The organism is Diaphorobacter sp. C33, assembly GCF_030503915.1.
Lineage (GTDB): Bacteria > Pseudomonadota > Gammaproteobacteria > Burkholderiales > Burkholderiaceae_C > Diaphorobacter > Diaphorobacter nitroreducens.
The window spans coordinates 3,272,777-3,293,176 of sequence record NZ_CP129980.1 but is presented as its reverse complement, the minus strand read 5'-3'; the positions used below and the strand labels follow the sequence as shown (position 1 = coordinate 3,293,176).

At 69.2% G+C, this 20,400-nt stretch carries 17 protein-coding genes, 1 tRNA gene and 1 pseudogene; 7 read left to right on the top strand and 12 right to left on the bottom strand.

Going from position 1 to position 20,400, the window contains the following annotated elements; genetic code table 11:
• Positions 1-35: 35 nt before the first annotated feature.
• The 5 genes and pseudogenes from QY917_RS15500 to QY917_RS15480 all read right to left on the bottom strand — a co-directional run.
• Positions 36-671, bottom strand: a pseudogene (locus QY917_RS15500) (zinc-binding dehydrogenase); the annotation flags it as partial.
• Positions 672-675: 4 nt separating this feature from the next.
• Entirely contained in the window at positions 676-1,137 is a 462-nt protein-coding gene (locus tag QY917_RS15495; protein ID WP_012655393.1) for a hypothetical protein, read from the bottom strand.
• Positions 1,138-1,348: 211 nt separating this feature from the next.
• A complete protein-coding gene (locus QY917_RS15490; RefSeq protein WP_088888622.1) occupies positions 1,349-1,678 on the bottom strand; it encodes a KGG domain-containing protein in 330 nt (109 codons plus the stop codon).
• A gap of 168 nt (positions 1,679-1,846) precedes the next feature.
• Positions 1,847-1,922: transfer RNA gene (locus QY917_RS15485), tRNA-Arg, on the bottom strand.
• A 54-nt stretch (positions 1,923-1,976) separates the two neighbouring features.
• Complete coding sequence (locus QY917_RS15480) at positions 1,977-2,597, bottom strand: TetR family transcriptional regulator (RefSeq protein ID WP_012655391.1); 621 nt, start codon at positions 2,595-2,597, stop codon at positions 1,977-1,979.
• A 171-nt stretch (positions 2,598-2,768) separates the two neighbouring features.
• On the opposite strand from QY917_RS15480, the gene QY917_RS15475 reads away from it, so the two are divergent.
• The 4 genes from QY917_RS15475 to QY917_RS15460 all read left to right on the top strand — a co-directional run bounded on the left by QY917_RS15475 (position 2,769) and on the right by QY917_RS15460 (position 9,338).
• Positions 2,769-4,043: an efflux RND transporter periplasmic adaptor subunit gene (locus tag QY917_RS15475; protein WP_123674829.1), complete on the top strand. Its 1,275-nt coding sequence runs from the start codon at positions 2,769-2,771 to the stop codon at positions 4,041-4,043.
• An 18-nt stretch (positions 4,044-4,061) separates the two neighbouring features.
• Positions 4,062-7,208 (top strand): efflux RND transporter permease subunit, encoded by a 3,147-nt coding sequence (locus QY917_RS15470; RefSeq protein WP_123674828.1) that lies wholly within the window; start codon positions 4,062-4,064, stop codon positions 7,206-7,208.
• A 24-nt stretch (positions 7,209-7,232) separates the two neighbouring features.
• The gene (locus QY917_RS15465; RefSeq protein ID WP_123674827.1) at positions 7,233-8,678 is read left to right on the top strand and encodes an efflux transporter outer membrane subunit; all 1,446 of its coding nucleotides are present in this window, start codon (positions 7,233-7,235) and stop codon (positions 8,676-8,678) included.
• 120 nt (positions 8,679-8,798) lie between these two features.
• On the top strand, positions 8,799-9,338 hold the full coding sequence (locus QY917_RS15460; RefSeq protein WP_012655387.1) for a cytochrome c5 family protein: 540 nt from the start codon (positions 8,799-8,801) through the stop codon (positions 9,336-9,338).
• A 79-nt stretch (positions 9,339-9,417) separates the two neighbouring features.
• On the opposite strand, the gene QY917_RS15455 is transcribed toward QY917_RS15460, so the two are convergent.
• The 3 genes from QY917_RS15455 to QY917_RS15445 form a co-directional block, all read right to left on the bottom strand.
• Positions 9,418-9,957, bottom strand: a complete 540-nt coding sequence (locus QY917_RS15455; protein ID WP_011803783.1) for a DUF2946 family protein — start codon at positions 9,955-9,957, stop codon at positions 9,418-9,420.
• 39 nt (positions 9,958-9,996) lie between these two features.
• Positions 9,997-11,001 carry a YheT family hydrolase gene (locus tag QY917_RS15450; RefSeq protein WP_123674826.1) on the bottom strand — a complete coding sequence of 335 codons (1,005 nt, stop codon included), beginning with the start codon at positions 10,999-11,001 and terminating at the stop codon, positions 9,997-9,999.
• 72 nt (positions 11,002-11,073) lie between these two features.
• Complete coding sequence (locus QY917_RS15445) at positions 11,074-11,523, bottom strand: nuclear transport factor 2 family protein (RefSeq protein WP_123674825.1); 450 nt, start codon at positions 11,521-11,523, stop codon at positions 11,074-11,076.
• A gap of 144 nt (positions 11,524-11,667) precedes the next feature.
• Here QY917_RS15445 and QY917_RS15440 point away from each other — a divergent pair, with 144 nt between their 5' ends.
• The 3 genes from QY917_RS15440 to QY917_RS15430 are packed head-to-tail and all read left to right on the top strand — an operon-like array spanning position 11,668 to position 13,777.
• Positions 11,668-12,273, top strand: coding sequence for a LemA family protein (locus QY917_RS15440; protein WP_123675229.1), 606 nt, complete (start codon positions 11,668-11,670; stop codon positions 12,271-12,273).
• 21 nt (positions 12,274-12,294) lie between these two features.
• A complete protein-coding gene (locus tag QY917_RS15435) occupies positions 12,295-13,200 on the top strand; it encodes a YgcG family protein (RefSeq protein WP_123674824.1) in 906 nt (301 codons plus the stop codon).
• Positions 13,201-13,225: 25 nt separating this feature from the next.
• Positions 13,226-13,777 (top strand): TPM domain-containing protein, encoded by a 552-nt coding sequence (locus QY917_RS15430; RefSeq protein WP_012655382.1) that lies wholly within the window; start codon positions 13,226-13,228, stop codon positions 13,775-13,777.
• 48 nt (positions 13,778-13,825) lie between these two features.
• Here the strand turns inward: QY917_RS15430 and pdeM are convergent, their stop codons facing one another.
• The 4 genes from pdeM to QY917_RS15410 all read right to left on the bottom strand — a co-directional run bounded on the left by pdeM (position 13,826) and on the right by QY917_RS15410 (position 20,287).
• Entirely contained in the window at positions 13,826-14,500 is a 675-nt protein-coding gene (gene pdeM / locus QY917_RS15425) for a ligase-associated DNA damage response endonuclease PdeM (RefSeq protein ID WP_123674823.1), read from the bottom strand.
• Positions 14,501-14,503: 3 nt separating this feature from the next.
• Positions 14,504-17,416, bottom strand: coding sequence for a ligase-associated DNA damage response DEXH box helicase (locus QY917_RS15420; RefSeq protein ID WP_123674822.1), 2,913 nt, complete (start codon positions 17,414-17,416; stop codon positions 14,504-14,506).
• A 91-nt stretch (positions 17,417-17,507) separates the two neighbouring features.
• A complete protein-coding gene (locus QY917_RS15415; protein WP_123674821.1) occupies positions 17,508-19,187 on the bottom strand; it encodes an ATP-dependent DNA ligase in 1,680 nt (559 codons plus the stop codon).
• Positions 19,187-20,287, bottom strand: a complete 1,101-nt coding sequence (locus QY917_RS15410; protein ID WP_123674820.1) for a ligase-associated DNA damage response exonuclease — start codon at positions 20,285-20,287, stop codon at positions 19,187-19,189. Before QY917_RS15410 ends, QY917_RS15415 begins: the two co-directional genes overlap by 1 nt.
• Between the last annotated feature and the right edge of the window lie 113 nt (positions 20,288-20,400).

The window sequence follows — 20,400 nt, the reverse complement described above, 5'->3', positions numbered from 1 at the left end:
GCACGCGGGCAGCAGCACGCGCGGGTAGCAGCGCGCTAGGGCGTCAACACCACCTTGCGGCACTCCTCTTCCTTCTTCTCGAAGATTTCATAGCCGCGCGCGGCATCCGCAAGCTTCATGCGGTGGGAAATGATGACCTCCGGCCGCATGCGGCCGTTGGCGATGTGTTCCAGCAACTGGGGCATGTACTTTTGCGCGTGCGTCTGCCCCATGCGGAAGGTCAGCCCCTTCTCGAACGCATCGCCGAAGAGGAAGCCGTGGATGAAACCCGCATAGACCCCCGGCACGCTGAAGACGCCGCCCCGGCGCGTCGCGGCGATGCACTGGCGCAGCGCCTTGCCGCTGGAACCCTCCAGCCGCACGGCGGTGAGCGCCGTCTCCAGCGCGCTGCCCTTGGCCTCGAAACCCACGGCGTCGATCGTGGCATCCACGCCGTGCCCGCCCGTGGCCGAGAGAATGGTTTCGGCCGAGTCCTCGTCCTTGTCGAAGTTGATGGGCACCACGCCGTACGTGGCCTGGGCAAACTGCAACCGGTACTCGTTGTGGTCCACCATGAAGATCTGCTCCGCGCCCAGGAAGCGCGCCGCCAGGGCGCTCATCAGCCCCACCGGTCCCGCGCCGAAGATCGCCACAGAAGAGCCCGGACCGATCTGTGCATTGACCGCCGCCTGGGGTTCAGATTTCCATGCCTTCGGGTTCGCCGGCCTCGATCAATGCGCTGTTCAACAGCGTGACGTCCGTTGCCAACGCGTTGCGGCGACCATCGCCGCCGATGCGGAAATGGGCCATGGGACTGTTGACGAACTGGAGCGCGGAGCCAAAGCAGGGGGAAGGCAGGATCAGCGTTCCCACCGCCGCGTTGTCGACCAGTTGGAACGTCGGCAGCATGACGCGGTTGGACTCTGAAAACCCGATCTTCAGAAACGTGCGGAAGGACCCAGCGCGCATCCCCGTCAGCTCGATGAAGCCGGTGGCCATGGGCACGGTGAAGCCTTCCGCACTGAAGGTGTCGATGCCGGAAAGCAAGGCCGCCCGCACATGCTTGACCTTCGTGACGACGTAACTGTCCCAATCCGGTTGAAAGGTCTGGGCTTTTTGCAGATTCGTTCCCCAGGGATGGGGAGTTGATGTGGTCATGGGTAGTCCTATGGGTGCGGACCAGATGCGGTATCCACCAGAGTTCGATCACGTTTGAAACGTCTCATCCTGCGGACATGCCCTCGTACGGGATGTAGGAGCACGCTTATATGGCTGACAGCTTGGGGCTCAAGCGCGCGTGCCGATCCGCGCGGGGCACCGGCTGGATCGAAGGCCCTGCCTACTGCGGGCCTCCGATCCCGTGCCAGACTCAACGGTCGTTCTTGTGGCTCTGGCTGCCGGCGCGCGCCTGCTGCTCGCTGCTGCCGCCCCGGGTATTGCCCGAGCCGGAAGAGGCGTTGTTGCCCCCACCGCCATGGCTCTTGGCTCCCGCGGCGCGGGCTTCCTGCGATGTGAACTCGTGGGCGTTGCCCGAAGCGTGCGCTGCACGCCCCCCCTCTGCGGCGATCTCGCGCTGGCGGTCGGGGTCCATTGAGGCAAATCCGCGCCCCGAGCCCGACTGCCCTTGGTTGTTGTCCCGGCTCCCCTGGCTCTGATTGCGGTTGCCTTGGTTCTGGTTGCCCTGATTGGTGTTTGCCATTTCCATCTCCGGTAAGTTGAACAAGTCACACGGAAACTGCCGTGTGAAGTTCACTGTCGGGGGACTGCAAAGGGCCAACCGTAGGTTAGGGACTACCCGTCCGTAGGCGCGGCTTGACGAATGGACGGTGGGAACAAAAAAACCCTTGGGAACAAGGGCTGGGGAATGTGGCGCGGCTGGCGGGGATCGAACCCACGACCCTTGGCTTCGGAGGCCAATACTCTATCCACTGAGCTACAGCCGCTGGGAAAGTCCGCCCGATGGCGAACAAGCGGCGGATTATCGCACGTGGCTGTGGCTACAGACGAAAACCCAACCCCCGCAGATAGGCGTCGATGGCGCCTCGGCTGACGGTCACCAGATCGAAGCGTCCATGGGTCAGCAACCAGGACTGCAGCAGGCCATCGAACAGCGCCTGTACACCCATCGCGGCGGTGTGTGGCTCCATCGGCAATTGCAGGTTCTGGTCTTCTGCCGCCGAACGCAATTCACCCTCGATCAGCGCGCAAAAATCTGCACAGCCTTCGATATGGTTGTCGCGCACCGCCGCGAGGTCGTTGACGTATTCGACCCGGTACAACGCGATCTCGAACACCCGGCGCGTGCGCTCGTCCTGGACGATGGTGCGCTGGACGAAGTCCACCATGGAGCGCAGCCGCTCCAACGGGGGCAGAGTGGCCATGCTGGCGCTCTTGCTGCCCACCTGCTCCAGCGGGTGGGTCACCCGGTCCATCATGGCATTGAACAAGGCCACTTTGTCCTTGAAATGCCAGTAGATCGCGCCGCGCGTGGCGCCCGCAGCCTGGGCAATGTCGCTCAGCGAGGCGCGCGACACGCCTTTTTCGTAGAACACACGCTCGGCAGCATCCAAAAGGCTGTTGCGCGTAGCATCTGCATCTTCCTTGGTACGTCGTGCCATGGATGGGAACCTCCAAAACGTGGATACGGCAACGGCCGCGCTTTCCAAGTAATTATACATTCATGGATGTATGTATAATCATTCCCCTTTGCGCGTCTGTCATTTACCCGTGTCAGCATCACCCGCCGGTCTCAAACAACATCTAACGCATACCGCCGTCAAAGGATTTCCATGCCTCGCCTGAACAACGCAACAGCCCGTGCTATCCGCCCCTTCCAGCGCACCCCTGTCCCCGCAGCCCTCGCGGTTGCGCTGGCAGCGGCCCTTGCGCTCGGCGCCTGCAGCCAGAAAAGCGACGCCCCCACCGCGGGCGCATCACCCCGCGCACCGGAGGTGGGCGTGGTCACCGTGCAGCCAGGTGACATCGGGCTGGTCACCGAATTGCCCGGCCGGCTGGAAGCGTCGCGCGTTGCCGAAGTGCGCGCTCGGGCCGCGGGCATTCTGCAAAAGCGCCTCTTCAGGGAAGGCAGCGATGTGAAGGCCGGCCAGCAACTGTTCCTGATCGACAGCGCGCCCTACCAGGCCAGTGTGGCCCAGGCTGAAGCCAGCGTGGCCCAGGCCGAGGCGAGCCTGGCGCAAAGCCGGGCGCTGGCCGAGCGCTATCGCCCGCTGGTGGCCGTCAACGCCATCAGCAAGCAGGAATACGACAATGCGGTCGCCGCGCAGAAGACCGCCGAAGCCAATGTTGCCGCCGCCAAGGCCGCGCTGACCACGTCGCGCATCAACCTGGGCTATGCGACGGTCACCGCTCCGATTTCGGGCCGCATTGGCCGCGCCCTCGTCACGGAAGGCGCGCTGGTGGGCCAGGGCACACCCACCGAGCTGGCGGTGATCCAGCAGATCGACCCGCTGTATATCAACTTCACGCAGTCCGCCTCGGAGGCCCTCAAGCTGAAGGCCGCCATGGCCAGCGGCAAGTACAAGCAGTCCGGTGCCAATGCGGCCAACGTGCGCGTGGTGCTGGAAGACGGCAGCGTGTATCCGCAGACCGGCCGCCTGCTGTTCACCGACCTCACCGTGGACGCCACCAGCGGCCAGGTGACCCTGCGTGCCGAAGTCCCCAACCCCGAGCGCGCCCTGCTGCCCGGCCTGTACGTGCGCGTGCGTCTGGAGCAGGCCCAGGTGGACAACGGCATTCTGCTGCCCCAGCAGGCCGTCACCCGCTCCGGCAAGGCCGACACGGTGATGGTGGTGGGCCCCGACAACCACGTCACACCGCGCGTGGTCAAGCTCGGCCCGGCCCAAGGTTCTAACTGGGTGGTGCTCGACGGCCTGAAGTCGGGCGAACAGGTCATGGTGGACGGCTTCCAGAAGCTGCCCCGCGGCAAGCCGGGCGACCCGATCGTCGTCCAACCCGTGCCGTGGCAACCGCAAGGTGCCGCCAAGGCCCCAGCGGCGCCAGCGTCCGCCGCCAGCCAGCCCGCCGCAACGCCGGCCCAACAATAAGAACCAGGAGCGCGGCACATGGCCAAGTTCTTCATCGAGCGCCCCATTTTCGCGTGGGTGATCGCTATCTTCATCATGGTGGTCGGCGCGGTCTCGATCACCCAGCTACCCATTGCGCAGTACCCGGCGGTGGCGCCTCCGACCATCCAGGTATCGGTGGCCTATCCCGGCGCCACCGCCCAGACCCTGGAGGACAGCGTGCTCGCCGTCATCGAACGCGAGATGAACGGCGCCACCGGTCTGGCCTACATGGAAACCACCAGCCAGGCGAACGGCACGGGCTCGATCGTGCTGAGCTTCGAGCCAGGCACGAACGACGACCTGGCCCAGGTGGACGTGCAAAACCGCCTGTCGCGCGCCACCCCGCGCCTGCCAGCCGCGGTGACGCAGCAGGGCGTGCGCGTGGAAAAGTCGCGCTCCAACTTCCTGCTGTTCTCCATCCTCACGTCTGACAACCCCAACGTGAGCATCGAGGCACTCAACGACTATGCCGCGCGCAACGTGGTGCCTGAACTGCAGCGCCTGCCGGGTGTGGGCGGTGTGACGCAGTTCGGCTCCGAGCGTGCCATGCGCATCTGGATCGACCCGGTCAAGCTCAAGGGATTCAATCTCTCGCTCGACCAGGTCAATGCCGCGATCCGCGCCCAGAACGTGCAGGTGTCTGCCGGCAACCTGGGCGACCTGCCCGCCGCGGAAGGCCAGACCACCTCGGCCACCATCGTCGTCAAGGGGCAGCTGTCCACCGTGGAGCAGTTCGGCGACATCGTGCTGCGCGCCAACACCGACGGCTCCACCGTCCGCATGAAGGATGTGGCGCGCATCGAACTGGGCGCACAAAGCTACAGCACCAGCGCGCGGCTGAACGGGTCGCCCTCGGTGGGCATGGGCGTGCAGCTCACCTCCACCGCCAACGCACTGGCCACGGCCGAAGCCGTGAAGACCAAGCTGGCCGACCTGCAGAAGTACTTTCCCGAAGGCGTGAAGTACGCGATTCCCTACGACACCTCCACCTTCATCTCGGTGTCCATCGAGAAAGTGGTCCACACGCTGCTGGAAGCCGTGGCGCTGGTGTTCCTGGTGATGTTCCTGTTCCTGCAGAACTTCCGCTACACCATCATCCCCACCATCGTGGTGCCGGTGGCGCTGCTGGGCACCTTCGGCGCCCTGCTGGCCATGGGCTTCTCGATCAACGTGTTGACCATGTTCGGCATGGTGCTGGTGATCGGCATCGTGGTGGACGACGCCATCGTGGTGGTGGAGAACGTGGAGCGCATCATGGCCGAGGAGGGGCTGCCGCCGCTGCAGGCCACCCGCAAGGCCATGGGCCAGATTTCCGGCGCCATCGTGGGCGTGACCGTGGTGCTGATCTCGGTGTTCGTGCCGCTGGCGTTCTTCGCGGGCTCCACCGGCAACATCTACCGCCAGTTCGCAGTCACCATGGGCACGTCGATTGCGTTCTCGGCCTTCCTGGCACTGTCGCTGACGCCCGCGCTGTGCGGCACGCTGCTCAAGCCCGTCGCGGAAGACCACCACGAGAAGAAAGGCTTCTTCGGCTGGTTCAACCGTGTCTTCAAGAGCACCACGCACCGCTATGAGTCGGGCCTGTCCCGCCTCGTGCGGCGCGGCGGCCGCATGCTGATCATCTACGCTGCGCTGATCGGTGCCGTGGGCATCGTGTACATGCGCCTGCCCACCTCCTTCCTGCCCAATGAAGACCAGGGCTACCTGATCGCTAACGTGCAACTGCCCGCCGGGGCATCGCTGGAGCGCACGCAGAGCGCACTGAGCGCGGTGGAGGACTTCGCCCTGAAGCAGACCGAGGTGAATGACATCGTCACCGTGGCGGGCTTCTCGTTCTCCGGCCAGGGGCAGAACGCGGGCCTGGCGTTCATCACCCTCAAGGACTGGAGCGAGCGCCCCGGCGCCGCGCACTCCGCCGACGCCGTGGCCGGCCGCGCCATGGGCGCGCTGTCGGGCTTCCGCGATGCCTTCATCTTCGCGCTCAGCCCACCGCCGATTCCCGAGCTGGGCACGGCCTCGGGCTTCACGTTCCGACTGCAGGACCGCGGGTCCAAGGGCCACGACGCCCTGGTGGCGGCACGCAACCAGCTGCTGGGCATGGCGTCGCAGAGCAAGGTGCTCGCTGGCGTGCGCCCCGACGGCATGGAAGACGCACCCCAGATGCAGATCAACATCGACCGCGACAAGGCCAATGCCCTGGGCGTGTCGTTCGACAGCATCAGCAGCGCCCTGGGCACCGCGCTCGGCTCGTCTTATGTGAACGACTTCCCCAACCAGGGCCGGTTGCAGCGCGTGGTGGTGCAGGCCGATGCCTCGGCACGCATGCAGCCCGAGTCGGTGCTGGACCTGCCCGTGCTCAACAACAAGGGGCAGGTGGTGCCGCTGTCTACTTTCGCGTCCACGCAATGGATCAGCGGTGCCATGCAGACCGTGCGCTACAACGGCTATCCGGCGATGAAGATCGCCGGCAATGCGGCACCGGGCTTCAGTACCGGCGACGCCATGCAGGAGATGGAGCGCCTGTCCGCGCAGCTGCCCGAGGGCTTCGGCTTCGAATGGACGGGCCAGTCGCGCGAGGAAAAGCTCGCGGGCTCGCAGGCCATGGTGCTCTACGCGTTCTCGCTGCTGGCGGTGTTCCTCTGCCTGGCAGCGCTGTATGAGAGCTGGTCCATCCCGTTCTCGGTCCTGCTGGTGGTGCCGCTCGGCGTGCTGGGCGTGGTACTGGCAACGCTGCTGCGCGGCATGTCCAACGACGTGTACTTCCAGATCGGCCTGGTGACCATCATCGGCCTGTCGGCGAAGAACGCCATCCTGATCATCGAGTTTGCCAAGGACCTGCAGGCCTCGGGCAAGAGCGTGATCGAGGCAGCCCTGGAGGCGGCCCACCTGCGCTTTCGCCCCATCATCATGACGTCGCTGGCCTTCACGCTGGGCGTGGTGCCGCTGTTCCTCGCATCGGGCGCCAGCTCGGCGAGCCAGCGCGCCATCGGCACCGGGGTGATCGGCGGGATGATCACCGGCACGCTGCTGGCCGTGGTCTTCGTGCCCGTGTTCTTCGTGGTGGTGCGCAGCTTCTTCAAGGGCAGCCGCCGCCAGCAGGAGCATGACGCCCAGCAGGCACTCCAACACCGCGGCGAGGCCTGAGCCCCGCCGGCAGGAGAACAACCTATGCAATCGCACACCCTGAACCGCGCGCGCCCTGCGCGCGCCCTCTCCCCCCTGCTAGCCGCGGCGCTGGTGGCGGGCTGCAGCTTCATCCCCACCTACGAACGTCCTGCGGCCCCCGTGCCGCAGGCCTATCCGCTGGCGGGGGCCGAATCCACGACCTCCGCGCGGGCCGCGGCGGACATCGACTGGAAGGAATACTTCACCGACCCCCGCCTGCAGCGGCTGATCGGCATGGCCCTGGGCAACAACCGCGATCTGCGCGTGGCCATGCTCAATGTCGAGCAGGCGCGCGCGCAATTCCAGATCCAGCGCGCCAACCAGTTCCCCACGGTCAACGCCATCGCCAGCGGCACGCGCCAGCCCAGCGCGACCACGGGCAGCTACGCCAATCAGTTCCAGGTGGGTTTGGGCATCTCGGCCTGGGAGATCGACTTCTTCGGGCGCGTGGCGGCCCTCAAGGAGCAGGCCCTGGCCCAGTACCTGGCCACGGACGAGGCGCGCAAGTCGGCACAGATCAGCCTGGTGGCGGCCGTGGCCTCGGGCTGGCTCACACTGATGGCCGACGAGGAGCTGCTCGACATCTCGCGTCGCACGCTGGAAACGCGCGATGAGTCGGTCAAGCTCACACGCCTGCGCCTGGAGAACGGCGTGAGCTCCGAGCTCGACAACCGCCAGGCCGAGAGCCTGGCCCAGGCCGCGCGCGCCACCTATGCGCAGCAGCAGCGCCAGCGCATGCTCGATGAAAACGCGCTGGTCCTGCTGCTGGGCCAGCCGCTGCCCGACGACATCCGTGCCAGCCTGCCCTCCTCGCGCCTGGCCGACGCCACGCCCATGCAGGCGCTGCCCGCGGGCCTGCCTTCCGACCTGCTGGTGCGCCGCCCGGACGTGCGCATGGCCGAGCAGCAGTTGATCGGCGCCAACGCCAACATCGGCGCGGCGCGCGCGGCGTTTTTCCCGCGCATCTCGCTCACCGCCCAGTTCGGCACCGTGAGCGATGAGCTGTCGGGGCTGTTCAAGAGCGGCTCGTGGGCGTTCTCTCTGGCGCCGCAACTGGCCCTGCCGATCTTCGATGCCGGCCGCAACCAGGCGGGGTTGGAGTCCGCGCGCGCGGGCCGCGAAATCGCCGTGGCCCAGTATGAGAAATCCATCCAGACCGCGTTCCGCGAGGTGTCCGACGCCCTGGCCGGCCAGGCCACGCTGCAGGAGCAGGTCGACGCCCAGCGTGCCCAGGCGCAGGCGGATGCCAAACGCTTCGAGCTGTCGGACCTGCGCTATCGCAACGGCGTGGCCAGCTACCTGGACCTGCTGGATGCGCAGCGCTCGCTGTTCGCCACCGAGCAGTCGCTGGTGGTGACACGCCTGCAGCAACTGCAGAACCAAGTGACGCTCTACAAGGTGCTGGGCGGTGGCTGGACCGCTCCCGCCGAAGAGACGCCACGCTCCTGACATAGGTCACGACGCGCGCCTGCCCGTTTTTTCCCCAACGGGCGGGCGTGGAGCGCGCTCCTATAATCGAAAACTCTTTTCCCTTCAGCCCCCAGTACAACAGAATCACCAGAGGATCCCATGAGCGACACCCACGACGAAGCGCATACCGGACCGATCAAGAACCCCAAGCAACTCCTGGTCACCGTCATTTTTGCGTTTGTGCTCCCGGTGTTCGCCATCATCGGCCTGGTGCTGTTCGTCACTGCCGACAAGAAGCCGGCGGCCGGCTCCGCCAACCCCGAACTGGCCGTGGCCCAGCGCATCCAGAAGATTGGCAACGTCGAGGTGCGCGACGCCAACCGCCCGCTGCGCACAGGCGAAGCCGTCTTCCAGGGGCAGTGTGCCGCCTGCCACGCCACCGGTGCCGCGGGCGCACCCAAGCTGGGCGACGCCGCCGCCTGGGCGCCGCGCATTGCCACGGGCTTCGAAGCCCTGGTGCAATCGGCCCTCAAGGGCAAGGGCGCCATGGCACCGCAAGGTGGCGGCGACTTCGACGACACCGAGATCGCGCGCGGCGTGGCCTACATGGCCAATGCCGCCGGCGCCAAGTTCGAGGAGCCCAACCGTCCCGGCGCCGAAGGCGGCGCGGCCGCTGCGAGCGCACCAGCCTCCAACTAAGACACTTTTCGCCTCGTCACAAGCCGGCCGCGTGCCGGCTTGTTGTTTTCTGGACGGGGGTTTTCTGCAGTGCGGCGCGTTACGCAGGCAGTGGGCCCGCAGCCGCCTGCGGGCTCGGCACAAAGCCGTAGGCACCGGGCAGGTCGGCCGCCAGCACCTCGCGTGGCGTCCAGCGGCCCTGATCGATCTGGCGCGCCAACGCCTCCACATCCAGGCTGTGCACCAGGCCCAGGCCGGCGGTGCAGGCCAGGTACACGCGGCCGGCCTCGTCCACCAGGCACTCATTCACCCGACCGGCCGGCCGGCCGGTGTGCGCCACGGGCTCGCCGTCGGCGCCCAGACGCCAGATCAGCGGTGTGGCCTCCAGTTCCACATAGACACGCTGCGGTCCGTTCTGGAAGAACCAGCGGCCTTCACCATCCGCCTCATAGTTGCGGTGGATGAATTCGATCAGCTTGGCATGCTCCAGCCGCGTTCCGCGCGCCACGGCGAAGCCGCCCTGTAACTGCACGGCGTCATCGCGCAGGTACCAGTGGCCGCGCGCATCCAGCCCCAGCCAGCCGTAGCAGGCCGGCACGTTGGGCCATTTGGCGATGGCCTGCTTGACGATGTCATCCATGACCGCGATTGTGCGCCTCGTCCGCGCCCCCGCAGGCATTCACCCCAGCGCCGCATGGTCGGCCAGCCAGGCGGCCACGGCTTCGGGCAGGGCACGCACATGGCCGGGCCAGCCGCCCTGCGCAAAGCCGACGTGGCCGCCATGCGCCGGCTGCCAGAGCGTGACCGCGGGTGCCACATCACCGTCGCGCGGCAGGCTGGCGCCGGGCACGAAGGGATCGTTGCGCGCATTGACCAGCAGCGCCGGCACGCGCACCGCAGGCAGCAGCGGCTTGGCCGACGCGCGGCGCCAATAGTCGTCTGCATCACGAAAGCCGTGCAGCGGCGCGGTGAAGAGGTCGTCAAAAGCGTGCAGGTCGCGCGCGGCCAGCAGGGCCGCGCGGTCGAACAGGCCGGGGTACTGCGCCAGCTTGGCCAGCGCCTTGGGCACCATGGTGCGCAGGAACATGCGCGTGTACACCTGCCGGTTGAAGCCCCGCCCGATGGCGTGACCGCCGGCCGCCAGGTCCAGCGGAGCGCACACGCTGGCGATGGCGTCCGCGCAGGCGAGCGCGTGGCCGCCCTGCTCGCCGGCCCAGCGCATCAGCGCATTGCCGCCCAGCGACACCCCCACGGCCAGCAGCGGCGCCCGCGCGCCATCGCCGGTCCGCTGCAACCCGGCCAGGCGCTGGAGGATCCAGTCGATCTCTTCATGGTCGCCCGAATGGTAGGCGCGCGGCGCGCGGTTGATCTCGCCGCTGCAGCCGCGAAAGTGCGGCACGGCAAAACCCCAGCCGCGCTCGCGGGCTACGCCGGCGAAGGCCTGCGCATAGTGGCTGCGCGACGAGCCTTCCAGTCCATGGAACAGCACCAGCAGCGGCGCGGGGGCCGCGCCCGCCGCGGCACACGGCCGCAGGAAGTCCACATCCACGAAGTCGCCGTCGGGCGCCAGCCAGCGCTCGCGCACATAGGCCGGCGGCGGCCCCAGCGTGCGCCGCGCCCACAGCGCGGGCCAGATGGTCTGTGCATGGCCGCCGGGCAACCACCAGGGCGCTTCATATTTCATAGCTGACAGCGCTTGCTGGTATTGTGCTAGAGGCCCATTTGACCCATAAGCCAGCCGATCAAAGGCTCGGCATCAATGCAGCAGGTGCCCGGCGGGCGCAGCGCCCTCGGCCTCGTGCATGCCGGCGGCGCTGGCATGGTGTGCCACCAGGCGCCAGCCTTGCGGGGTCTTGTGGTAGACGTTGGTGGCCTGTACCACGGCCTTGCGCGGGCCGTCGGGCAGCATCACACGCACATGTTCCAGCACGCTGTGCACGGCACTCGCCAGGGCCTGCACGCGCATCACCTGCGCGGGATGCACGTTGAGGCCGCCCTGCTGCAGCAAGGTGGCGAACGCCGCGCGGATGGCGGCGGGCCCCACGTGGCGCGCGGCGCCGGGGTGCACGCAGACGATGTCGTCCTCGTCGGCCCAGCAGGCCATCACGCGCTCCACGTCGCCGGCTTGCAGGGCGTCGTAGAACGCGGCTTCCAGATCGTCGGGGGAACCGGCCAGGGCGGCCGCGCGCAGCGGGGTTCGGGGCATGGCGAAGTGTCGGTGGTTGCAACCCAGCCGCGTATTGTGCCGTTCGATGGCCCTGTCATGCGCCTGGCCGATGCATGCACAATGATCGGCATGCGCGGTGCCGTGCCGCCCGTCTTTCTTCTGCATTGCAAAGGCCTCTTCACCATGAAACGACTCATCGCCATGCTTTCCGCCGTGCTGGCCCTCTCGGGCTGCGGCTACAACGACTTCCAGCGCCTGGACGAGCAGTCCAAGGCCGCGTGGAGCGAAGTGCTCAACCAGTACCAGCGCCGCGCCGACCTGGTGCCCAACATCGTGGCCACCGTCAAGGGCGAGGCGGCGTTCGAGCAGGAGACGCTGACCAAGGTGATCGAGGCGCGCGCCAAGGCCACCTCGATCCAGGTGACGCCCGAAACCCTCAACAACCCCGAGGCGTTCAACAAGTTCCAGCAGGCGCAGGGCGAGCTGTCCAGCGCGCTGTCGCGCCTGATGGTGGTGGCCGAGCGTTACCCGCAGCTGCAGGCCAACCAGGCCTTCCGCGACCTGCGCGTGACGCTGGAGGGCACCGAGAACCGCATCACCGTGGCACGCAACCGCTACATCCAGACCGTGCAGGAGTACAACGTGCTCGCACGCAGCTTCCCCACCAACCTCACGGCCATGGTGTTCAGCTATGAACCCAAGCCCAGCTTCACGGTGGCGAACGAGGCCGAGATCTCTGCGCCGCCCAAGGTGGATTTCTCCAGCCCCGCACCCGCCTCCAAACCCTGACATCCGGGTTGTAAGCAAAATATGCCGCTAGCGCTTGCCCTTCAAGCGCTGATAGCTATATTTTTTGTAGCTATCGGAGCCCTCCCCGCCACCGCGCAGCCGCTGCGCGCGGTGCCTGCGCTGCAGGCGCGCGTGATCGACCAGACCGGCACGCTGAACGACGCGCAGCGCCAGGGGCTGGAGGCGCGCCTGGCCGCCATCGAGCAGCAGCACGGCTCGCAGGTGGTGGTGCTGATGGTGCCCACCACCGCGCCCGAGGACATCGCCGCCTTCGCCAACCGCGTGGGCAACGCCTGGAAGATCGGCCGCAAGGACGTGGGCGATGGCGTGCTGGTGGTCGTGGCCAAGGACGACCGGCGCATGCGCATCGAGGTGGCCAAGGCGCTGGAAGGCGCCATACCCGACATCGCCGCCGCGCGCATCATCGACGGCGCGATGAAGCCGCGCTTTCGCGAGGGCGACTTTGCCGGCGGGCTGGACGCCGCGGTGCAGCAAATCGGCGCGCGCATCGCGGGCGAAAACCTGCCCGCGCCGCAAAGCAGCCAGCAAGGCGACGGGCAGGGCCGCGGCGCGTCCGCGGGCTTTGACTGGACAGACCTGGCCGTCTTCCTCTTCTTCGGCGTGATGGTGGCGGGCCCCGTGGTGCGCCGGCTGTTCGGCCAGCGCCTGGGCGGCCTGGTGATGGGCGGCGGCGCTGGGTTCCTGGCCTTCATCGTCACCTCCAGCCTGCTGCTGGCGGGTGGCGCGGGGCTGCTGGCGCTGCTCTACACCTGGATCTTTGCGGGCCGCGGCGGCCCCGTGGTGTGGCACGGCGGCGGCGGCTGGGGAGGCGGTCACGGCGGTGGCTGGGGCGGTGGAGGCGGTGGTGGATTCGGCTCGGGCGGCGGCGGAGACTTCGGCGGCGGCGGTGCATCGGGCGACTGGTAGGGCGGCAAGCACAGAGCGAAACACCATGGTCACACCCTCTTCATCCCCACCTTCCGGCGTGCTGGCGCGCCTGGCGCGGCTGCTGCGGCACCGTTGGTCCGACGGCGGCCTGCACCAGGCCCTGCCACCCGAGGTGCTGGAGCGCCTGGGCCAGCGCGTGGCCGCCAGCGAGCGCCGCCACACCGGCCAGATCCGCATCTGCGTGGAAGGCGGCCTGCCGCTGTCGTACCTGTGGCGTGGCGCCACGGCGCGCGAGCGCGCGGTCACGCAGTTCGGCAAGCTGCGTGTGTGGGACACCGAACACAACAACGGCGTGCTCATCTACCTGATGCTGGCCGAGCATGCCATCGAGATCGTGGCCGACCGCGCTCTGGCGCGCCGCGTGCCCCCGGCGACATGGCGCAGCATGGTGTCGCACATGGCCGAGGCCTTCCGCCAAGGCCGGCACGAGGACGGTCTGACCCAGGCGCTGAGCGAGGTCTCGGCGCTGCTCGTGGAGCACTTCCCGGCCACCGAGGGCGTGGACCGGCCGAACGAGCTGCCCGACGCCCCCGTCATCCCGGGCACGGTGGACTGAGTACCAGAGCACGCCTTGCGAGGCGGAACTCCCTTTTCGATCACGCCTTCAGGGCAACGCCCAGACGCGCCCCGCCCCCACCGCGAAGCGCTGGCGCCCCGGCGCGGCGGGCACGGCATGGCCGCCGGTGAACTCGCCAAAAGCCGGCAACACCAGCAGGCCCGGCTCCGCCAAGAAACAGGGCATGCGCAGCGCATCGCGCCCGCCGCCGTACAGCACGGCCGTGGGGTGCAGGTGCCCGGCCAGCACCCACCGCCCCGCGCGGTGCTGTGGATGGTGGCAGCAGGCGAAGGGTCCCAGAGACCAGGGCTCGTCCACGATGCGTGCGCCCAGCCAGGCCGGTGGGTCGCCCGCGTGGCGGTCGTGGTTGCCGCGCACCAGCACCAGTTCCAGTGCCGCATGGTTCTCGCGCCAAGCGGCCAACGCGCGCAGCAGCGCGGGCGCGTGGGCCTCGGCCGCATGCAGGAAGTCGCCCAGCACCACCAGGCGCTGCACGCCGGGGTGGCGCGCCAGCAACTGCGCCAGCCGATCCAGGTTGCCCTGCGTGGTGCCCGCGGGCACGGGCAGGCCGCGCGCGCGGAAGGTGGCGGCCTTGCCCAGGTGCAGGTCGGCCAGGCACAGCATGGCGCCGTCCGGCCACCACAGCGCGCGCTCGGGCAGCAGCCACACGGTGGTGCCGGCCAGGTCCACGGCCAGGTCGGCGGGCAGATCAGGCGCGTGCATGGGTCACAGGCGCGGCAACGGGCGGGAAGGTTTGCGCGCGCGGCGTGGAGAACGGCCCCGCTCCGCGGCCGGCGCGGCGCCCGTGCCCTCGGAGGCATCGGCAAAGTCCAGCGTGCCGCGCAGTGCGTCGGTGGCGGCGGACGATGCTTCCTGCCGCGGTGGCGCGGCCGGGGAAGCGGCGCGCCGGCGGCGCGGCGGGTCAGGGGGCACGACGTCCTGCACCGGCGGGGCCGGTACGGGTTTGCGCGCGCTGGCGGCGGCTTCCATGTCGCCCAGCATGCGCGCGATGCGGTCGGCCAGCGCCTCGTTGCTGAGCTGCTCGCGAAAGCGCTCCACCATCAGCGGAAAGGCCAGCGGCCCGGGTCGCACGAGAGGCTGCACCATGAGCTGCTGCGCCTGCATGCGTGTGAGCGCCGCCAGCAGCTGTGCCACGTCCAGCTCCTGGCTCAGCACTTCCTGGTCGGCCTGGCGCAGCAGCAGGTTGCCCGCGTCATAACGCCGAAAGACCTCGAAGAACAACTGGGAAGACGCCTGCAGCTGGCGCGCGCTGCGCTGCTCGCCCGGGTGGCTTTGAAAGATGAGCCCCGCCACGCGCGCAATCTCGCGAAAGCGCCGGCGCGCCATCTCGGTGGCGTTGAGGCTGGCCAGCACCTCGTGCAGCAGCGCCGCGCGCGCGTCACGCTCTTGCGGCACCCCCTCGGGCGCCGTGGCGTTGGCAGTGTTGCGGATGGCCAGCGCCTCGTCAGGCGCCAGGCCGTGCGCCTGCCGGGCGGCCTGCGGCGCGGCGGCGTCGGTGCGCAGCAGGTCGGGCAGCAAGGCCGGCCAGTCGCGTTCTGTGGCGGACAGCAGCTCCAATCCATAGTCGTTCACCGCGATCGAGAAGGTGCCCGGCACCCCCTGGGCCGCGCGCCAGGCGAACAGGCTGGCCAGCCCGATGTGCGCATGCCGGCCGGCAAACGGGTAGAGGAACAGGTGCCAGCCCTCGCGCGTGCGCAGCGTCTCGGCCAGCAGCGTGCCCGGCGTGGGCAGGGCGGACCAGCGGCGCTGCACCTCCAGCAGCGGGCGCACGGCGCGCAGCTCGGGGCTGGCGTAGCGGCCCCGCCCCGCCTGCGCGAGCTGTTGCACCACGTAGTCGGCCAGCACGGTGGACAGCGGCATGCGCGAGCCGTTCCAGCGCGGCACCGTGGGCTGGCGCCCCGGCGCGCGCCGCACGAAGGCGGTCATCTCGCGCGTGCGCACCAGTTCCAGCACCTGCCCGGCGAACACGAAGCAGTCGCCCGGCGACAGCCGCGCGATGAAGCCCTCTTCCACCGCGCCCAGGCGAGCGCCCTGCAGAATCTGCACCTGCATGCTGGCATCGCTCACGATGGTGCCGATGTTGGCGCGGTGGCGGCGTGCCAGGCGCGCATCGGGCAGGCGCCACACACCGTTCTCGTCCGGCACGACACGGCGGTAGTCCGGATAGGCCGCCAGGGCGCTGCCGCCACGCGCAACGAAGTCCAGGCACCACTGCCACACGCCGCGCGGCAGCGTGCGGTACGCGGCCGTGCGGCGCACCTCGGCATACAGCGCCTCGGGCTCGAAGCCCCCGCCCAGCGCCACCGTGGCCAGGTGCTGCACCAGCACGTCGACGGGCTGGTGCGGCGAGACGCGCTTTTCCACCCGCCCGGCATGCACCGCGGCGCGCGCGGCGGCGGCCTCCACCAACTCCAGGCTGTGCGTGGGCACCAGCGTGATGCGCGAGGGCCGCCCTGGTGCGTGGCCCGAGCGGCCGGCGCGCTGCAGCAGGCGCGCCACGCCCTTGGCCGAGCCGATTTGCAGCACGCGCTGCACCGGCAGAAAGTCCACACCCAGGTCCAGGCTGCTGGTGCAGACCACGGCGCGCAGGCTGCCGCTCTTGAGCCCCGCCTCCACCCATTCGCGCACACCGCGGTCCAGCGAGCCGTGGTGGATGGCGATCTGCCCCGCCCAGTCCGGCCGCGCATCCAGCAGCGCCTGGTACCACTGCTCGGCCTGCGAGCGCACGTTGACGAACACCAGCGTGGTGCCGGGCGACTCCTCCAGCGCGCGCACCACCGCCGGCAGCATGGCGAGGCCCAGGTGGCCGGCCCAGGTGAAGCGCTCGGGCCGCTCGGGCAGCAGGGTGTCCACCACCAGGCGCTTTTCCACGCGGCCGCGCACCAGCGTGCCGCCCTCCCGGCCCACCAGCGTCTGCATGGCCTCGGGCAGGTTGCCCAGCGTGGCCGACATGCCCCAGACCAGGAGCCGCGGGTTCCAGCCCGCGAGCCGCGCCAGCGCCAACTGCACCTGCACGCCGCGTTTGTTGCCCAGCAGCTCGTGCCATTCATCCGCCACCACCAGACGCACGCGGGCCAGTTGCTCGCGCGCGTCCGCGCGCGCCAGCAGCAGCGACAGGCTTTCGGGGGTGGTCACGAGCACCGTGGGCAGACGCCGCGCCTGGGCGCTGCGTTCGGCGCTGCCGGTATCGCCCGTGCGGGCGCCCAGGCTCCAGCGCGCCAGGCCGGCATGCTGTGCGGCCAGGGCCTGCAGCGGCGCCGCCAGCGCACGCAGCGTGTCGGCGGCCAGCGCGCGCATGGGCGTGATCCACACCACGGTGAGTGGTGCGGTCCGCGGTGTCGCTTCGTTATTTATAGCATGTAGCGCCGGATGGACGGGCGCTGCAGGCCGTTTTGACTCCCGGTCAGCGAAGGCCTGCAGCGCCCCGAGCCACACCGCATAAGTCTTGCCGGCGCCCGTGGTGGCGTGCAGCAGGCCCGAGCGTCCCTGCGCGATGGCGCGCCACACCTGGCGCTGGAAGGCAAACGGCGCCCAGCCGCGCGTGGCCAGCCAGCCGGTTGCGAGGGGGAAGCGCGGGGCGGTCACGGCACCCCCCGTTGCACCGCGCGGCCAAGGCATTGCCGCCGCGCGGGCCATGGCATTTCGAGGGAAAATCGCCTGCAGCGCCCATCCATCCAGCGCCAACAGCTCTTGTATTCATAGCACCAGATCATGGCGTAGCAGGCAACAGCGCTGCCAGCGTATCCAGCGAATCAGCCTCGTCCACCGGCTTGTCCTCACGCCAGCGCAGCATGCGCGGGAAGCGCACGGCGATGCCGCTCTTGTGCCGCGCGCTGCGCGCTATGCCCTCAAAACCCAGCTCGAACACCAGCGTGGGCCGCACGCTGCGCACCGGGCCGAAGCTCTCCACCGTGGTCTTGCGGATGATGGCGTCCACCCGCGCCATCTCGGCATCGGTGAGGCCCGAATACGCCTTGGCAAACGGCACCAGCGTGCGCCCCTCGGTGCCCTGCGGCGCACTCCACACGGCGAACGTGTAGTCGCTGTACAGGCTGGCGCGGCGCCCGTGGCCGCGCTGCGCATAAATGAGCACGGCGTCCACGCTCATCGGGTCGATCTTCCACTTCCACCAGATACCCACGTCCCGGGTGCGGCCCACACCATAGTGCGCCGTGCGCCCTTTGAGCATCATGCCCTCCACGCCCAGGGCACGCGCGCTGTCCCGCAGGCGTGCCAGTTCGGCCCAGCTCTGTCCCTGCAGCACCGGGCTGGGCACCAGCGCCGGGTGGTCGGTGCGCGCCAGCAGCGCGTCCAGCCGCGCGCGCCGCGCCTGCAGCGGCAGGCCGCGCAGGTCCTGGCCGTGTTCCTCCAGCAGGTCGTAGGCCAGCAGCACCACGGGCACCTCGCGCAGCAGCTTGGCGCCCAGCGACTTGCGGCCGATGCGCTTTTGCAGGTCGGCAAACGGGCGCGGCTGCGCCGGCGCATCCGCTCGCGCGGGCTGCCAGACGACGATCTCGCCGTCGAGCACCGTGCCGTCGGGCAGGGCTTCGTCACCCAGCGCCTGCAGTTCGGGGAAGCGATCGGTCACCAACTCCTCCCCGCGCGACCACAGCCAAGTGGTGCCCCCGCGCCGCACGAGCTGGGCGCGGATGCCGTCCCACTTCCATTCCACGATCCAGTCCGCCGGCGGGCCGAGCGCGGCGTCAAACTGCGCCACCGGCAGCTGCAGCGGGTGCGCCAGAAAGAAGGGATAGGGATGGCCCTGGGCTTCCACAGCCTGCGCGCCCGCACCATCTCCCTGGGGCGCCACGAGGCGCTGGTAGTCGGCCGCCCCGGGCTGCGCGCCCACGTGGGTGTAGCCCATGAGGCGCTGGGCGATGCGCTTGGCGTCCACGCCGCTCACGGCCGCGAGCGCCTGCGTGACCTGCAAGCGCGACACGCCCACGCGGAAGGCCCCCGTGATGAGCTTGAAGTACACCAGCCGCTCCTCGGGCGCCAGCCGCGCCCATTGCGCACCCAGCCGTTCAGCCTGGGTGTCGGGCGCCAGGCCGCGCAGCGGCAAGAGGTGTTCGCGCATCCATGCGGCCAGCCCCAGGGCGTGCGCCTGCGTGGGCGGGGGCAGCAGCAGTGCGATGGTCTCGGCCAGATCGCCCACAGCCTCGTAGCTTTCGTCGAACAGCCATTCCGGCAACCCCGCCGCCTCGCGCGCCACCGCGCGCAGCAGCTTGGTGGGCACGAGTTGGCGTGGTTTGCCACCCGCGAGGAAGTAGACGGCCCAGGCGGCATCCTCGGGTGGCGCACCCCGCAGATAGTGGCGCAGTGCGGCCTGCTTGGCGAGGCTGGACGTGCTGGCATCCAACGCCTGGTAGAGCGCGGCAAAGGCCTGCATCAGGAGGTGCCTCCGGCCGCGTCACCTGTGTCGGCTTCCGGCGCAGTGGGCGATGCAGTTGGCGCATCGGTCGGCGCGGCCTCGTCCTCGTCGCCGTATTCGGTGGCGAAAGCCTGGGCATCCAGCCCTTGCTCGCGCAGCCAGCGGACCATGACGGCCACGCTGCCGTGGGTGACGAACACGCGCTCGGCCCCCGTGGCGGCAATCGCCTGCTGCAGGCCCGGCCAGTCTGCGTGATCGGAGAGCACGAAACCACGATCCACCCCGCGGCGGCGACGCGTGCCGCGCAGCTGCATCCAGCCGCTGGCAAAGGCATCGGCGTGGCGTGGGAAGCGGCGCATCCATGGAGTGCCTTGGGCCGAGGGCGGCGCCAGCACCAGCGCGGTCTCGCGTGTCGCGGCATCCAGTGACGCGTCGGTGGCCCCCTGCGTGGGCGGCAGGCGCACGCCGGCGGCGCGGTAAGCGGCATTGAGGGGCTCCACCGCGCCATGCATGAGCAGCGGACCAATGCTGGCATCTACGCCACGCAGGATGCGCTGCGCCTTGCCGAACGCGTAGCAAAACAGCACCGAAGGGCGGCGCATGGCCGCGTTGGAACGCCACCAGTCGTTGATCTGGGCTTGCAGGACGGCCTGAGCGGGCCAACGGTAGATGGGCAGGCCGAAGGTGGATTCGGTGATGAACGTGTCGCAGCGCACGGGCTCGAACGGCGCGCAGGTGCCGTCGGCCTCCAGCTTGTAATCACCCGAGGCCACCCACACGCGACCGCCGTGCTCCAGCCGCACCTGGGCCGAGCCCAGCACATGGCCCGCAGGGTGCAGTGAGATACGCACGCCGTTGTGGTGCAGGGGTTCGCCGTAGGCCAGCGTCTGCAAAGCGATGTCCGCCCCCAGCCGACCGCGCAGGATACCCGCGCTGTGCTCGTGCGCCAGGTAGTGTCCATGCCCGCGCCGCGCGTGGTCGCCATGGCCATGGGTGATGACGGCCCGGTCCACCGGCCGCCAGGGGTCGATGTAAAAGCCACCCGGTGGACAATACAGCCCTTCGGGGCGCGCTACCACCAGGTCGTCTGCCGCAGACTCTGCCAAAGGGTTGACCATGGCCCATGCTAGCGTCGCGTTGGGCCTGGCTGGCGTCGGACGGCGCCGATGGACGAGCGCCATAGCGGGCCCACCCATAACGACAAAAGCCGCCCGAAGGCGGCTTTTGCGAT